Source organism: Paenibacillus sp. OV219, assembly GCF_900110075.1.
In the GTDB taxonomy this organism is placed as follows: domain Bacteria; phylum Bacillota; class Bacilli; order Paenibacillales; family Paenibacillaceae; genus Paenibacillus_Z.
Genome location: NZ_FOCJ01000002.1, coordinates 156,392 through 171,002 on the forward strand (window position 1 = coordinate 156,392; position 14,611 = coordinate 171,002).

Here is a 14,611-nt window from a genome sequence, read left to right on the forward strand (position 1 = left end):
CGGCCCAGGCGAAGGCACGGTACTTCCGGGTCCAGGGACGGCAGTCCCTGGGGTCCCCCTTTTTAAGGGGGATTTAGGGGGATGTCCGCGCAGCTTTTTGGGGGATTGTTCTAGGTTTGGGAGGATAAATAAAATGGTGAATCAAGGAACCAGCCTAGATGAACTAAGATCATCAGGATGGAATGGATGGAAGCACAGCGCCGCCATTAGATGGGTGCTATTGCTTCTGTTTGTTTTGTTGTTTTATTTTTCTTTGGCACCTCATGTGCTCCCGGAGACATACAACATTGAGCTCGGCAAGCCAAGCGACCGCGACATCGAAGCGCCGATGGAAATTAAGGATGAGAAGGCGACCCTTCAAGCGCAGGAGCAAGCTGCCGAGCAGGTGGAGCCGATCTATTCCATCGTTGCGCTACGGAGCGAGGTACTGCTGGAGCAAATTTTTGCCCGGATGGAGCAATTGAACCAGGATGATCAAGTGACGTTGGAGAACAAGGTGTCGATTTATCGCACCGAAATTCCGCAGCTGTACACCGATTATGTGGATCAATTCGTTCGTAATAACAAAGGCAATGGCACGTACAACGATACGCTGCTCGAAGAGATGGCCACTGCCGTCAAAGCGCAAGCTTACCGGATTCCTGAGGAAACGTATTATAAGCTGCCGTCGCTGTCGCCGATTCAGCTAGGTGACATGCAGCAGGTTGCGGTATCCATCGTACATAAGCTAATGGGTGACTCACTTCGCGAAGCGGAGACAGCTCGTACGAAAGTTGCAGAGCTTGTCAATGCCAGTTCCTTAAGTGAGCGCAAAACGAGAGAAATTGTGCAGGAGCTTGCCCGGTACGCAATTATGCCAAACAAGTTTCTGGATAAACAAGCGACGAACGATGCGAGAGTTGCTGCCAAGGAGAATACACCGCCTGTTGTCATCAAACAAGGCGATATTATTGTTCATAAAGGCGAAATCGTATCCAAAGAAATGTATGATCGACTATCTTCAATTGGGCTGCTTCAGACGAAGAAGACGTACTGGCCGCAGCTTGGTTTGCTGCTGATGTCAATTTTGTTCACGATTGTTATTTACAGCTACTTGGAGAAGGCGGCTGGCTTATCCGGCGGCACGCGGACCAAGTACAGCAATACGCAGCTCGTTATGCTGTTGCTGGTCTATGTGCTTAATATCGTCGCGATGCAAATTATTGATTTAACGCAGACACAGTCGATGCCTTATGTCGGTTATCTAGCGCCTACCGCAATGGGGGCGATGCTGATCGTGCTGCTGCTCGATATTCAGCTTGCAGTCGTGAGCTCCTTCTTGTTTGCTATTATGGGCAGCGTTATTTTTAACATGGACTCTGGTCGTATCTTTGATTTCAATTATGGATTCACGACTGCGGTCATCTCGTTCGCGGCAATCTTCGCGATTCATCGAGCGAGCCAGCGTTCAACGATTCTGAAAGCAGGCATCATGGTCAGCTTGTTTGGCTCAGCCTCCGCATTGGCGATACTGCTTCTAGGGGAGCTGCCAGACAAGAATGAGATCATCATGACGGTGGCGTTTGCATTCGCGAGCGGCCTGCTCACGGCGATTCTTGTTGTCGGATTAATGCCGTTCTTCGAAGTGACTTTCGGCATATTGTCCGCGCTGAAGCTTGTCGAGCTGTCAAGTCCGAACCACCCACTGCTGCGCAAGCTGCTGACAGAGACGCCTGGGACCTATCATCATAGCGTTATGGTCGGCAACTTATCCGAAGCCGCAGCTGAGGCTATCGGCGCGAACGGCTTGTTATGCCGCGTCGGTTCTTTCTATCACGATATTGGGAAGACGAAACGACCGAGCTACTTTATTGAGAATCAGACGAATATTGAGAATCCACATGATTCGATTGAGCCCAAACTGAGCAAATCAATCATCATTGCGCATGCTAGAGACGGAGTCGAGATGCTTCGCGCTCACAAGCTGCCGAAGCCGATAAGAGACATAGCCGAGCAACATCACGGTACGACATTCCTGAAGTATTTTTATCACAAAGCGTATAAATTGGCGGAAGAAGCGGGCATAGAGCCGGATTTCACCGAAGATGACTTCCGGTATCCAGGTCCGAAGGCACAGTCGAAGGAAGCGGCAATCGTCGGCATCGCAGACTGTGTCGAAGCTGCGGTTCGCAGCCTGCGCAGTCCAACGGTGGAACAAGTTGAATCCATGATTAACAAAATCATTAAGAGTCGACTGGACGATGATCAATTTAACGAATGCGATATTACGCTGAAGGAACTTGAGAAGATCGCGCAGACACTGAAAGAGACCGTTATCGGCATCTTCCACTCGCGCATTGAATATCCGGAAGACGTTAAACAAAAGGAGCGGCTAGCATGAGTTTGCAATTAGGATGGATCAACGATCAGGATAAAATCGAAATTTCCGAGGATTTTATCGGCGTGCTGGATAAGCTGCTTCAGCTGGCGGCTGAGGCCGAAGGGTTGACTGAGGGTGAAGTGACGCTCACGTTCGTCGACGACGACGAAATTCACCAGTTGAACCGCGAGTACCGAAACGTCGACCGGCCAACAGATGTATTGTCTTTCTCGATGCAAGAAGAGACGGATGAAGAGCTCGAAATTATTTATGAAGTGGAAAATGAGAACGAGCAAATTCCGTTCGAAGGAATGCTTGGCGACATTATTATTTCGGCTGAACGGGCTAAACTACAAAGTGACGAATACGGACATTCCTTGGAGCGTGAGCTGGGCTTCCTGTTTGTGCACGGCTTCCTTCATTTGATCGGATACGATCATCAGGATGAGGCGAGCGAAGCGGTCATGACTGAGAAGCAAGAAGCGGCATTGCGCCAAGTCGGACTAACTCGCTAATGCGCAGGCTGCTCCGCAGTTTTTCCTTTGCATTCGCAGGAATTGGAGCAGGCATTCGCACGCAAGCGAATATGCGCATACATGTCGCAGCAGCCATCATCGTCAATGTCGCAGGAGTAATTGCGCATTTAGAGCGAATTGAATGGCTGGTGATCATCCTCATGCAAGCTGCCGTTATGGCAGCCGAGCTTGTGAACACTGCCATCGAGCATGTCGTTGATCTTGCTAGTCCCGAGCAGCAACCGCTAGCGAAAGCTGCGAAGGATACAGCGGCCGGCGCTGTGCTTATATTGGCGATTGCAGCCGTTATCATAGGCCTAATCGTATTTGTTCCGCACATATGGCCTTAACGAGAAGGAGTGTCAACCCTAGTTACGATGAACAATAAATCAAATGAACTATCTGCAGAGTGGCAGCAGCTGCTTCAGCAAGCTCTTGAAGCGCGGTTGCGCGCTTACGTGCCGTATTCGAACTTTCAAGTCGGCGCAGCGTTGCTTGATTCCGAGGGCGGCGTCCATATGGGCTGCAACGTAGAGAATGCAGCATACGGACCCACGAACTGTGCTGAGCGTACTGCGCTGTTCCGCGCAATTGCGGACGGTCATCAAGCGCGCTCGTTTGAAGCGATTGCGGTTGTCGGAGACACAGAAGCACCGATTACGCCTTGCGGCGTATGCAGGCAGGTGCTTGTGGAGCTATGCCCTCCTGACATGCCAGTCATTATGGGGAATGTAAATGGAGATTGGCGTGTCTCCACCGTTGCGGAGCTGCTGCCTGGCGCATTCTCGTCAGTTTCGTTAACGAAAGAAGTATAACCGCCGCATCTGGAAGGGGATAAACGGACAACTTATGAGTTCAACAACAGGATCAGGATCTGGATCTAAGGGATCCAAACAGAAATTTCACTCCGGCTTCGTCGCTATTGTAGGCAGGCCAAACGTCGGCAAATCGACGCTTATTAACGAGGTCATCGGGCAGAAAATAGCGATTATGTCGGACAAGCCGCAAACGACGCGCAACAAAATTCACGGCGTCTATACGACCGACAACTCGCAAATTGTGTTTCTAGATACGCCTGGTATTCACAAACCGACGTCAAAGCTCGGCGACTTCATGGTAAAGTCGGCAGTCAACACGCTTGGTGAAGTGGATGCGGCGCTGTTTCTTATTGACGTTTCCGAAGGACTCGGCGGCGGCGACCGCTTCATAATCGAAGCGCTCAAGAAAATTAAGACGCCAGTGTTCCTCATCATGAACAAGATCGACAAGATTGAGCCGGAAGCGCTGCTGCCGCTCATCGTGCAATATAAAGATCTGTACGACTTCGCAGAAATCATTCCGATCTCTGCGCTTCAAGGCAATAATATTGACACATTACTGAAAGTGCTGAGCAGCTACTTGCCGGAAGGACCGCAGTATTACCCTGCGGATCAAGTGACAGACCATCCGGAGCAATTCGTTTGTGCAGAGCTTGTTCGCGAGAAGATTCTTCACCTCACTCGTGAAGAAATTCCGCATTCCATCGCTGTTGCGATAGAGGATATGCGCGTGCAGGAGAACGGAGTCGTCTATATCGGCGCTGTCATCTACGTTGAACGTGATTCCCAGAAAGGCATTGTTATCGGCAAGCAAGGCGCCTTGTTGAAGCAGGTTGGCAAGGAAGCGCGCCGCGACATCGAGACGCTGCTTGGCTCACGAGTATTCCTTGAGCTGTGGGTGAAAGTGAAGAAGGACTGGCGCAATCAAGATCGCTTACTGAAGGACCTCGGCTACCGCAATGACTAAAATTTGTAAGGCATAGCCTTGCTCCCTTTATCGCATCCTAATTCGTGAGCAACATTCTCACGCGGAAAGGATGAATACGAATGCGAAATTTTTCGTGGAAGTATTTTGCGCTGACGGGGGATGTGGAAGCTTTTATGCTTTACAAGGAAATAGAGGAGCAGGCAGCGGGTGCCGACGCTGCCGGCAGCGAGGAAGATGGAGAGGCTGCAGTCGAGACTGACAGCGCGTTATAATCGATCGCTGCAAGGCGCAGGTTGGGGGAGAGTTTCATGCAATACCGCGTCGAAGGCATTGTTATTCGCAGTACGGATTACGGTGAAGGCAACAAGATCATTACGCTCTTTACGAGAACGCACGGCAAAATAGGTATTGTCGTGCGTGGTGCCAAAAAAGTAAAGAGTCGTCATGGCTCCCTTGCTCAGCTGTTTACGTACGGCGAATATTTATTTTTCCGAAATAGCGGCTTAGGCACGTTGACGCATGGTGAGATTATTGAATCTCACCATGTTTTGCGTGAGCAATTGGAGCTAACCGCCTACTCTTCTTATGCGGTCGAATTGGTAGATAGGGCGCTGCAGGAAGAAGATGCGAGTGCATACATCTACGAACAGCTAAAAGCTTGTCTGACCGCATTTGTCGCAGGCAAGGATGTTACCATTACGATTCAGCTCTTCGAGATGAAGATACTCGAAGCGGCTGGCTATGCGCCGGACTTTACCGCTTGCATGTCTTGCGGCAATGCTGAAGGCCGTATGGCGCTCAGCGCAAGAGCCGGAGGGGTTCTGTGCAGCAGATGCCGCTATAAGGATCCGAGTGCAATGGAGCTCAACGAAGGCGCACTTAAACTGCTTAGAATGTTCCGCCAGCTCGATCTGCGTAGGTTAGGAAACATAACGGTGCGAGATGAAACGAAGAAGCAGCTTAAACTCGTTATGCGCGCGCTCATGGACACGCATCTGGCGCTGCAATTGAAATCGCGTTCGTTCCTGGATCAGATGGAACGATTCGAATTGAATGTGCCCGTGCTCCGGCGGCCTAAACGTGAAACGGGCGAAGTTAGCGAAGCGAATGAATCTCTTGATGTACATGCACATGAACGTAAACCCATAGATGGCGACGCAGAATAATTGACACACCATATTGGCAATGTTATGATATATTATTATGAAATAAGAACGTTGAAGGAGAAAGTAACTGTTACAGTTGTCAGTAAAGCGAGCCGGGGATAGTGAGAGCCTGGACGGACGTATTCGGTGAAAGGCACTCCGGAGTTCTTGCAACTTTTCGAAAAGCGGGTTTTCAGGCTTCATGCTGAAGACCAAGTAGGGTGGAACCGCGGGAGATGATAGCTCTCGTCCCTATGTCTGATTTTCCGGACATAGTGGGCGAGGGCTTTTTTATATGCCACGCACGTGGAATGGCCGGTAATAAAACTTAAGGAGATGAATGAAATGAATTTTCAAAACATGATTTTAACGCTGCAGCAGTTCTGGGCAGAGCAAAATTGCATTCTCGTTCAGCCGTACGACACGGAGAAAGGTGCGGGCACAATGAACCCGATGACCTTCCTGCGCTCTATCGGTCCTGAGCCGTGGAATGTTGCTTATGTAGAGCCGTCCAGACGTCCTGCTGACGGTCGTTACGGTGAGAACCCGAACCGATTGTACCAGCATCACCAATTCCAGGTTATTCTGAAGCCGTCACCGGACAACATTCAAGAATTGTACCTGGAGAGCTTGAAGCGTCTTGGCGTTGATCCACTTCACCACGACATTCGTTTCGTTGAAGATAATTGGGAATCACCGACACTCGGCGCTTGGGGCCTCGGCTGGGAAGTTTGGCTGAATGGCATGGAGATTACGCAATTTACGTACTTCCAACAAGTCGGCGGTATTGATGCGAATCCAGTCGCTGTTGAAATTACGTACGGTATGGAGCGCCTAGCTTCGTACATCCAAGAGAAAGAGAATGTGTTCGATCTGGAGTGGGTAGACGGCGTGACTTATGGCGACGTGTTTCTTCAGCCTGAGTTTGAGCATTCGAAGTATACGTTTGAAACATCTGATCCAGCGATGCTGTTCTCGCTGTTTAACATGTATGAAGAAGAAGCGAAGAAGACGATTGAGCATAAGCTTGTTTTCCCGGCGTATGATTACGTTCTGAAATGCTCTCATACGTTTAACTTGCTGGACGCGCGCGGCGCGATCAGCGTAACGGAGCGTACTGGCTACATTATGCGCGTACGTAACTTGGCTCGTGCTTGTGCGGCTACGTATTTGGAAGAGCGTGAGCGTCTGGGCTTCCCGCTGCTGAAGAAAGGAGTGAACGTCAATGGCTAAAGATTTGCTGCTGGAGATCGGACTTGAAGAGGTGCCTGCGCGTTTCGTGCGCGGTGCCATGAATCAACTGAAAGAGAAGACGGTCAAATGGCTGGATTCCGCACGAATCGGCCACGGTGCTGTTGAAGCTTATGCAACGCCTCGCCGTATCGCAGTTCTGGTGCGCGATGTGGAGGAGAAGCAAGCCGATGTGAACGAGGAAGTGAAAGGCCCTTCCCGCAAAATCGCGCTTGATGAGCAAGGCGAGTGGAGCAAGGCTGCGCTCGGCTTTGCCCGCAGTCAAGGTGTCTCTCCGGAAGACTTCTTCTTCAAGGAGCTCGCCGGAGTCGAATATGTGTATGCGAACAAGAGCAGCATTGGTACGGTAACGAGCGATGTCCTCCCGGAAGGGCTAACGGCACTTACTACGGCCATGTCTTTCCCGAAAAATATGCGTTGGGGCGCTTATGATCTTCGTTTCGTACGTCCAATCCGCTGGCTCGTTGCTTTGTTCGGCGATGAAATTGTTCCACTCGAAATTACAGCGGTGCAAAGCGGCAAGACAACACGCGGCCATCGTTTCCTTGGCAGCGAGACAATTGTATCTGAGCCTTCTGCGTATGTGGAACGCCTGAGAGAGCAGCAAGTCATTGCGGATGTAGCAGAGCGTGAGGCGTTGATCGTAGAGCAAATCAAGTCGCTCGCAGCCGAGAAGGGCTGGCACATCGACATTAAAGAAGATCTGCTCGAGGAAGTTGTATTCCTCGTTGAATATCCGAATGTCCTGTTCGGTTCGTTCGATCCGGCGTTCTTGAACATTCCGCAGGAAGTGCTGATTACTTCGATGCGCGAGCATCAGCGCTACTTCCCGGTTCTGGATAATGAAGGCAAGCTACTGCCTTACTTCGTTACTGTTCGTAACGGCGACCGCACCTCCATTGAGTCTGTTGCCAAAGGTAACGAGAAAGTGCTGCGCGCACGTCTGTCCGATGCGAAATTCTTCTATGGGGAAGATCAGAAGCTGGCAATTAACGATGCGCTTAAGAAGCTTGAGGCGATTGTTTACCATGAAGAACTTGGTACGGTTGCAGATAAAGTGCGCCGTATCGTGAATACAGCAGGCAAGATCGCAAATGCACTGCAATTGGATGCTCAAACATCTGATGATGCAGCTCGTACAGCGGCAATTTGCAAATTCGACCTTGTTACGCAGATGGTCTACGAGTTCCCTGAGCTGCAAGGCATCATGGGTGAAGATTATGCGCGTAAAGCAGGCGAGAGAGAATCGGTTGCTCGTGCAATCAACGAGCACTACCAGCCGCGCTTTGCAGGCGATCGCGCTCCGGCATCCGTAGTTGGCGCAGTTGTCAGCCTCGCAGACAAGATCGATACAATCGTTGGTTGTTTCTCAATTGGCATTATTCCAACAGGCTCGCAGGACCCTTATGCGCTGCGTCGTCAAGCAGCAGGTATCGTACAAATCGTGTTGGCGCACGGCCTTAAGCTGCCGCTTGAAACGTTGTTCGATCTTGCGCTGGATATCCATGTCACAGCTGGCTCGTTGAAACGCGACCGCGCTGAAGTGCGTAAAGACTTGTACGAGTTCTTCTCGCTTCGCGTAAAGAATGTACTCACTGAGCAGAATGTTCGTTACGATGTCGTTGATGCGGTTATGGCAGTTGGCTTTAATGATCTGAGCCAAACCGTTGACCGTGCAGCAGCGGTTACGGCATGTGCAGCTGGTGATCGCCGCGATGAGTTCAAAGGCGTCGTTGACGCGCTGAACCGCGCATGCAATCTGGCGTCCAAAGCGACATCGACGGAAGTAAACGCGAAGCTCTTCGCCGAAGATGTAGAAGCCGCTCTATACAGTGCTTGGGAAGCGGTACAAGCCGACATTACCGCATTTGTGGAGCAAGGCCGTACAGCGGAAGCGATTGCGAAGCTGGCTAGTCTGAAGACGCCGATCAACGCGTATTTTGACAAAGTAATGGTTATGGCTGAAGACGAAGCAATACGTGCGAACCGTCTTGCAACATTGTCGGCAATTGCAGGCAGTGTGTTGAAAGTGGCGGATTTGACTAAATTGGTTTGGTAAGCCTTTTTCTGTCAGGAAAAGAGGCTACCATCAGTTCTTCGCGGGAAAAGATGCACAAGCCTTTTTCCGTCAGGAAAAGAGGCTACCATCAGTTCTTCGCGGGAAAAGATGTTTCCATTAGTTTTTCGTTAGTAACCTCATTTATCTCAAGGAGGGTGAATCGAAATGGCAGCTGAAACGCAGCCTGATGTCATTATTTACGTCGTTTCCGACTCTGCCGGTGATACGGGTGAGCTTGTCGTCAGGGCGGCGGTTGCTCAGTTTCATCCCCTTAATGCAGATATCCGCAGAGCGCCGTTCGTCCATGATGAGGCGTCGCTCGAGCGGTTTGTCCTGCTCGCCAAGGAGCACAGTGCAATCATCCTCTATACGCTTGTGCTTCCTGCTTTGCGGGATCGGATGGTGGAGCTGGCCCTGCAGCATCAAGTAACTGCGATTGATCTGCTCGGCTCGCTTATCACGAGTCTCGAAGAGAAAACGAATCGTAAATCAAGGCAGGAGCCAGGGCTCAATCACGTGCTTGACGAGAATTACTTCCGCAAGGTCGAAGCGGTTGAGTTCGCCGTCAAATATGATGATATGCGGGATACAACGGGCATTCTTAAAGCAGACATTGTGCTTGTTGGCGTGTCTCGAACGTCCAAGACACCTTTGTCGATGTACCTCGCGCACAAACAGTTCAAAGTCGCGAACGTACCGCTTATGCCAGAGCTTCAGCCGCCTGATGAGCTGTTCCAAATTCCGAAAGAAAAAGTCGTCGGCCTGACGATCGATGTGAGTTATCTAAACGGCATTCGCAAGGAACGTTTGAAGGCGCTCGGTCTGCCCGATAGCGCAGCCTATGCAACGACGGCGCGGATCGAGCGGGAGATCGAATATGCCGCTAAGATTACGGATCGTATCGGCTGTTTGGTGATTGACGTTTCACACCGGGCAGTTGAAGAAACGGCAAGCCTTATCTTGGAGTATATTGAATCGAACTGATGTGTGATTTGGTGCAGGATTTTTTGTTTATTTGCCGTATATAATAGTACGGTAGTTCCAATAAGATGCGGTGATGCAGCGAAAATGAAAGCTTTACCTACAATTGTGGTCGATGCGGATGCATGCCCAGTTAAGCGTGAAATTGTCGAAACAGCTCGAAGTTTCGCCATTCCTGTATTGATGGTTGCTTCACATGATCATCGGCTTCAGCAGGAAGCAGGCGTTGCGATTATGCAGGTTGATCGAAGCGATCAGTCCGTTGATCTGTATATAGCGAATCATATCGCGCGAGGCGACATTGTGGTCACACAGGACTTCGGACTTGCGACGATTGTACTAGCTAAAGGTGCAATAGCGCTTTCACCACGCGGCCAGGAGTACGATGATAGCAACATTGATTATTTGATGGAACGCAGGCATGAATTAGCCAAAGCTCGCCGGGGCGGAATGCGAACAAAAGGCCCGAAGGCGATGAGCAGCGAGGATCGTACAAGGTTTCAGCAAAAGCTGACAAAAGTTTTGCAGACCCGGAAGGAAAATGACAAGCTGTAGCGAATAGTATTACTTGTCAATTAGGATGAAGGTGAAGGTGTATGGCTTACGGAAAAATACCGGATTCTGTCATTGAAGCGGTGCTTAAGCACCACGATATTGTAGAAACGGTCGGAAAGTACGTTCACCTCTCGAAGCACGGGAAATACATGAAGGGGTTATGCCCGTTTCATTCAGAGAAATCCCCGTCATTTACCGTAACTCCGGAGAAAGGTATCTTCTATTGCTATGGGTGCGGTAAGGGTGGCAATGCGATCAAGTTTATCGAGGAAATCGAAGAATATTCGTTTCCTGAAGCTATTCGCATGATGGCGGAAGAAGCGGGAATTCCGATCACGTGGTCAGGCGCTGCGGAACGTTCGAATACGGAAGGCGGCGGTGACCGCGACACACTTATTGGAGCGCATGAGCTAGCAGTGAAGTTATATCATTATTTGCTCATGAACACGACGCACGGACAGCCTGCGCTGCAGTATTTACGCTCACGCGGTGTGACGGACAAGCAGATTGATCATTATATGATCGGTTATGCTCCGCCTGAATGGGACACATTGGCCCGATTTCTAGAGAAGCGGGAATACAATCTCGCCCTCATGGAGAAGGGCGGGCTGCTCATTGCCAAGCAGGACAGAAGCGGCTACATTGACCGTTTCCGCGACCGGATCATGTTCCCGATCTGGAGCCGTGACGGCAAAGTAATTGCGATGGCCGGAAGAATGCTCGGTGAGGGTCAACCCAAATATTTGAACTCTCCGGAGACCATGCTATTCAACAAGAGCCGTAATTTGTACAACTTCCATTATGCCAGAGTGTCGATGCGCAAGAATCGACGCGTCGTACTGTTCGAAGGCTATATGGATGTCATTAAAGCATGGAGCGCCGGGGTCGAGAACGGCGTTGCTTCCATGGGTACGGCGCTGACGGATGAGCATGCTTCACTACTGGGGCGTAATGTGGATGAAGCCGTGCTTTGTTATGACGGTGACAACGCTGGACAAGCAGCAGCGCTGAAGAGCATTCCGATCTTGGAGCGAGCCGGAATGCGTGTTCAGGTGGCGATGCTGCCTAAAGGCTTGGACCCGGATGAATTTATCGAGAAGCATGGTGCGCAGGCATTCATGCGTGAAACGATTGAACATCCCGTCTCTGCTACAAAATTTAGACTACTATATGCGAAGAAAAACCATATACTCCTAGAAGAAGAAGGACAGAAAGACTACTTGCTCGAGGCTGTTGGCATTATTGCTGCTCTCGATTCTCCTACCGAGCGGGAGTTTTATTTAAAGGAGCTGTCCCGAGAGTTCGATATGTCTTTGGATTCATTGAAGCAGGATGCCTTCGAGAGGCGGCAGCAGCTGCAAAAAATGAAACCGCCAAGGGATAATAACGATAATTCGTGGAATAATGGTAGAAATGAAAACCGTGAGAACCGTGAGAACCGTCGTACGTCCTCTGCGCCACCCGTTTTGCCTGCGTATCAAGTCGCTGAGCGTAAGCTCCTTGCCCAGATGCTGCAGGACTCGGACATCGCAAATACGGTACATCAGAAGCTTGGAGAAGCTTTTAATGTAGAGGATCACGCAGCGCTTGCTGCTTACTTATATGCTTATTACGCGCAAGGACATGATCCGGATGTAAGCCGGTTTATCGCATCGCTCCAGGATGACCGCCTTGAACGGACAGCCGCTTCCATTTTGATGATGGATGACGACATTCCATTCGATGAGCATCTGCTCGCCGATTATGTGAATGAAATTAGGAAAGTGCCAAAGTTTCGTGAAATTGAGCAGTTGAAGGAAACGATGGTACGAGCGGAACGTTCCGGGGACATGTTGAAAGCGGCACAAATTGCAAGTGAGATTATCGCCCTAGAGAGACAGCTAAAAGGTCGGCAGGATGATCGTTTCTAGGGAGGAGGGAGTCGGAATATGGCGAATGATCAACATACTGAACTGGATACTGAACAAAAGCTGGAACTCGTCAAGGAACAGCTGATTGAACATGGGAAGAAAAGATCCTCCTTAACGTACAAAGAGATCATGGAGAAACTGTCCCCGTTTGAGCAGGATCCGGAGCAAATCGATGAGTTCTTCGAGCAACTCGATGATATCGGCATTGAAGTGGTAAATGAGAACGACGAGGATCAACCTATAGGCAATCGGGACGATCAGGAGCGCGAGCATGACGACTTCAACTTCGATGATGATTTGGCATTACCGCCTGGTATCAAGATAAACGATCCGGTTCGCATGTACTTGAAAGAAATCGGACGTGTGCCGCTGTTGTCGGCTGATGATGAGGTGGAGCTTGCCAAACGGATCGAGAACGGGGATGAAGAAGCGAAGCGCAGACTCGCTGAAGCGAACCTAAGGCTCGTCGTTAGTATCGCGAAACGTTATGTTGGACGAGGAATGCTGTTTCTCGATCTAATCCAAGAAGGCAATATGGGTCTTATTAAAGCGGTTGAGAAGTTCGATCACACCAAGGGCTACAAGTTCAGTACGTATGCAACATGGTGGATCAGACAAGCGATTACACGCGCAATTGCTGACCAAGCCCGTACGATTCGGATCCCTGTTCATATGGTGGAGACGATTAATAAGCTCGTTCGTGTATCCCGTCAATTGCTGCAAGAGCTAGGCCGCGAGCCGAGCCCGGAAGAAATTGCGGCTGAGATGGATTTGAGCACAGAGAAAGTGCGCGAGATTATGAAGATCGCACAAGAGCCGGTATCGCTGGAAACTCCAATTGGGGAAGAAGACGATTCGCATTTGGGTGATTTTATCGAAGATCAAGAGGCGCTTGCACCAGCAGATGCTGCTGCGTATGAGCTCTTGAAGGAACAGCTGGAGGACGTGCTTGATACGCTTACGGAGCGTGAAGAGAACGTGCTGCGACTCCGCTTCGGTCTTGATGACGGCCGTACTCGCACGCTTGAGGAAGTCGGTAAAGTGTTTGGCGTAACCCGTGAGCGGATTCGTCAAATCGAAGCAAAGGCGCTTCGTAAGCTTCGCCATCCTTCTAGAAGCAAACGTTTGAAAGATTTTCTTGAATAAATGAAGGGACCTTTCTGCTAAAGCAGCAAGGTCTTTTTTCCTTCAATCAGAATGAATGGCTTGGTCGCTTTCACACCTGTTTCACACACCATCATGAGAGAGGATTTCCGGACGATATGGATCAAGAACGCCGCAAAACAATCGTAAAAGAGATTGAGCATTGGCAGCGCAGCAAACTGCTTCCGGATCAATATTGTGACTTTCTGCTCAACTTGTATTTGGATGAAGGACAGGCCCGAACTCCGGTTACTTTCGCTGGAAGAGCGGCAGTTGTCGTGAAAGCGGCATCGGTGAAGCAATGGTTACTTACATTTGGATTATTTTCCTTAATATGTTTTGTTGTTCTTTATTTTAACGAATTTCATCCGCTATTGCAAATTGCACTGTCGATTACTGGCGTTCTCGTTCTGCTCTCCATCGGGCAGAAATATCGTGAACGCAACGAGTCCGTCGGGCTCGGATTGATTGGCACGGGGATGCTGCTCATGCTGGGGGCGGGCTTGTATATACTCCAGCTGCATGAGCTTCTTGCTTGGGGATGGCAAGCAGGGCTGCTCGGACTATGCTCGATCTGCTGGATTGCTTTCGGTATCGGCGCGCGGATCCCGCTGCTTCACTTATGCGGCTGGATGGCGTCATTCCTTGTCTATGCGTGGTTGCTTTCGAACAATACGGAATCGCCGCGCTGGTTCGAGATTCAGCTTTATTGGCTGCCGGCTTCCTTCGTCTTCGGATGGTGCAGCTGGTTTTTCCACAGATGGTCAAGGTCTGTCGCGTCGATTCTGTTCGTCGCTGCTGCGCTTGCTTGGTTCATGCCAGAGCTCTATTGCGCTGTTTTCATGAAGGAGCAAATCGGGTTACAGCTACAACTAATGATCAAAATTATAGCGGGAGGCGCTACATTATTCTCGCTGCGAAAACAATGGATTGCGTGGGTTGCGTAA

General features: G+C 50.2%; 14 protein-coding genes. All 14 read left to right on the top strand.

Going from position 1 to position 14,611, the window contains the following annotated elements; all coding sequences use genetic code 11:
* Positions 1–133 precede the first annotated feature (133 nt).
* The 14 genes from BMY11_RS06470 (at position 134) to BMY11_RS06535 (ending at position 14,611) form a co-directional block, all read left to right on the top strand.
* The gene (locus tag BMY11_RS06470; protein WP_090573681.1) at positions 134–2,380 is read left to right on the top strand and encodes an HD family phosphohydrolase; all 2,247 of its coding nucleotides are present in this window, start codon (positions 134–136) and stop codon (positions 2,378–2,380) included.
* Positions 2,377–2,874, top strand: a complete 498-nt coding sequence (gene ybeY, locus BMY11_RS06475) for an rRNA maturation RNase YbeY (RefSeq protein WP_090573682.1) — start codon at positions 2,377–2,379, stop codon at positions 2,872–2,874. The genes BMY11_RS06470 and ybeY overlap by 4 nt, the downstream gene beginning before the upstream one ends.
* Entirely contained in the window at positions 2,874–3,224 is a 351-nt protein-coding gene (locus BMY11_RS06480; RefSeq protein ID WP_090573683.1) for a diacylglycerol kinase family protein, read from the top strand. Before ybeY ends, BMY11_RS06480 begins: the two co-directional genes overlap by 1 nt.
* A gap of 27 nt (positions 3,225–3,251) precedes the next feature.
* On the top strand, positions 3,252–3,689 hold the full coding sequence (locus tag BMY11_RS06485; RefSeq protein WP_090573684.1) for a cytidine deaminase: 438 nt from the start codon (positions 3,252–3,254) through the stop codon (positions 3,687–3,689).
* A 34-nt stretch (positions 3,690–3,723) separates the two neighbouring features.
* Positions 3,724–4,659, top strand: coding sequence for a GTPase Era (gene era / locus BMY11_RS06490; RefSeq protein WP_090573685.1), 936 nt, complete (start codon positions 3,724–3,726; stop codon positions 4,657–4,659).
* A gap of 80 nt (positions 4,660–4,739) precedes the next feature.
* Positions 4,740–4,892, top strand: coding sequence for a YqzL family protein (locus BMY11_RS06495; protein WP_090573686.1), 153 nt, complete (start codon positions 4,740–4,742; stop codon positions 4,890–4,892).
* A gap of 36 nt (positions 4,893–4,928) precedes the next feature.
* Positions 4,929–5,786, top strand: coding sequence for a DNA repair protein RecO (gene recO, locus BMY11_RS06500; protein WP_090573687.1), 858 nt, complete (start codon positions 4,929–4,931; stop codon positions 5,784–5,786).
* A gap of 324 nt (positions 5,787–6,110) precedes the next feature.
* Entirely contained in the window at positions 6,111–6,998 is an 888-nt protein-coding gene (gene glyQ, locus BMY11_RS06505; protein WP_090573688.1) for a glycine--tRNA ligase subunit alpha, read from the top strand.
* Positions 6,991–9,075, top strand: a complete 2,085-nt coding sequence (gene glyS / locus BMY11_RS06510) for a glycine--tRNA ligase subunit beta (protein WP_090573689.1) — start codon at positions 6,991–6,993, stop codon at positions 9,073–9,075. Before glyQ ends, glyS begins: the two co-directional genes overlap by 8 nt.
* 165 nt (positions 9,076–9,240) lie before the next feature.
* The gene (locus tag BMY11_RS06515; protein WP_090573690.1) at positions 9,241–10,059 is read left to right on the top strand and encodes a pyruvate, water dikinase regulatory protein; all 819 of its coding nucleotides are present in this window, start codon (positions 9,241–9,243) and stop codon (positions 10,057–10,059) included.
* A gap of 84 nt (positions 10,060–10,143) precedes the next feature.
* The gene (locus tag BMY11_RS06520; RefSeq protein ID WP_090573691.1) at positions 10,144–10,611 is read left to right on the top strand and encodes a YaiI/YqxD family protein; all 468 of its coding nucleotides are present in this window, start codon (positions 10,144–10,146) and stop codon (positions 10,609–10,611) included.
* 41 nt (positions 10,612–10,652) lie between these two features.
* A complete protein-coding gene (gene dnaG / locus BMY11_RS06525) occupies positions 10,653–12,521 on the top strand; it encodes a DNA primase (RefSeq protein ID WP_090573692.1) in 1,869 nt (622 codons plus the stop codon).
* An 18-nt stretch (positions 12,522–12,539) separates the two neighbouring features.
* Positions 12,540–13,667, top strand: coding sequence for an RNA polymerase sigma factor RpoD (gene rpoD / locus BMY11_RS06530; RefSeq protein ID WP_090573693.1), 1,128 nt, complete (start codon positions 12,540–12,542; stop codon positions 13,665–13,667).
* Positions 13,668–13,783: 116 nt separating this feature from the next.
* Complete coding sequence (locus BMY11_RS06535) at positions 13,784–14,611, top strand: hypothetical protein (protein ID WP_090573694.1); 828 nt, start codon at positions 13,784–13,786, stop codon at positions 14,609–14,611.

What these genes read in the sequence shown, in the direction of transcription:
- BMY11_RS06470 (WP_090573681.1), top strand. Translation starts at nt 134, where the DNA reads ATGGTGAATCAAGGAACCAGCCTAGATGAACTAAGATCATCAGGATGG.
- ybeY (WP_090573682.1), top strand. Translation starts at nt 2,377, where the DNA reads ATGAGTTTGCAATTAGGATGGATCAACGATCAGGATAAAATCGAAATT.
- BMY11_RS06480 (WP_090573683.1), top strand. Translation starts at nt 2,874, where the DNA reads ATGCGCAGGCTGCTCCGCAGTTTTTCCTTTGCATTCGCAGGAATTGGA.
- BMY11_RS06485 (WP_090573684.1), top strand. Translation starts at nt 3,252, where the DNA reads ATGAACAATAAATCAAATGAACTATCTGCAGAGTGGCAGCAGCTGCTT.
- era (WP_090573685.1), top strand. Translation starts at nt 3,724, where the DNA reads ATGAGTTCAACAACAGGATCAGGATCTGGATCTAAGGGATCCAAACAG.
- BMY11_RS06495 (WP_090573686.1), top strand. Translation starts at nt 4,740, where the DNA reads ATGCGAAATTTTTCGTGGAAGTATTTTGCGCTGACGGGGGATGTGGAA.
- recO (WP_090573687.1), top strand. Translation starts at nt 4,929, where the DNA reads ATGCAATACCGCGTCGAAGGCATTGTTATTCGCAGTACGGATTACGGT.
- glyQ (WP_090573688.1), top strand. Translation starts at nt 6,111, where the DNA reads ATGAATTTTCAAAACATGATTTTAACGCTGCAGCAGTTCTGGGCAGAG.
- glyS (WP_090573689.1), top strand. Translation starts at nt 6,991, where the DNA reads ATGGCTAAAGATTTGCTGCTGGAGATCGGACTTGAAGAGGTGCCTGCG.
- BMY11_RS06515 (WP_090573690.1), top strand. Translation starts at nt 9,241, where the DNA reads ATGGCAGCTGAAACGCAGCCTGATGTCATTATTTACGTCGTTTCCGAC.
- BMY11_RS06520 (WP_090573691.1), top strand. Translation starts at nt 10,144, where the DNA reads ATGAAAGCTTTACCTACAATTGTGGTCGATGCGGATGCATGCCCAGTT.
- dnaG (WP_090573692.1), top strand. Translation starts at nt 10,653, where the DNA reads ATGGCTTACGGAAAAATACCGGATTCTGTCATTGAAGCGGTGCTTAAG.
- rpoD (WP_090573693.1), top strand. Translation starts at nt 12,540, where the DNA reads ATGGCGAATGATCAACATACTGAACTGGATACTGAACAAAAGCTGGAA.
- BMY11_RS06535 (WP_090573694.1), top strand. Translation starts at nt 13,784, where the DNA reads ATGGATCAAGAACGCCGCAAAACAATCGTAAAAGAGATTGAGCATTGG.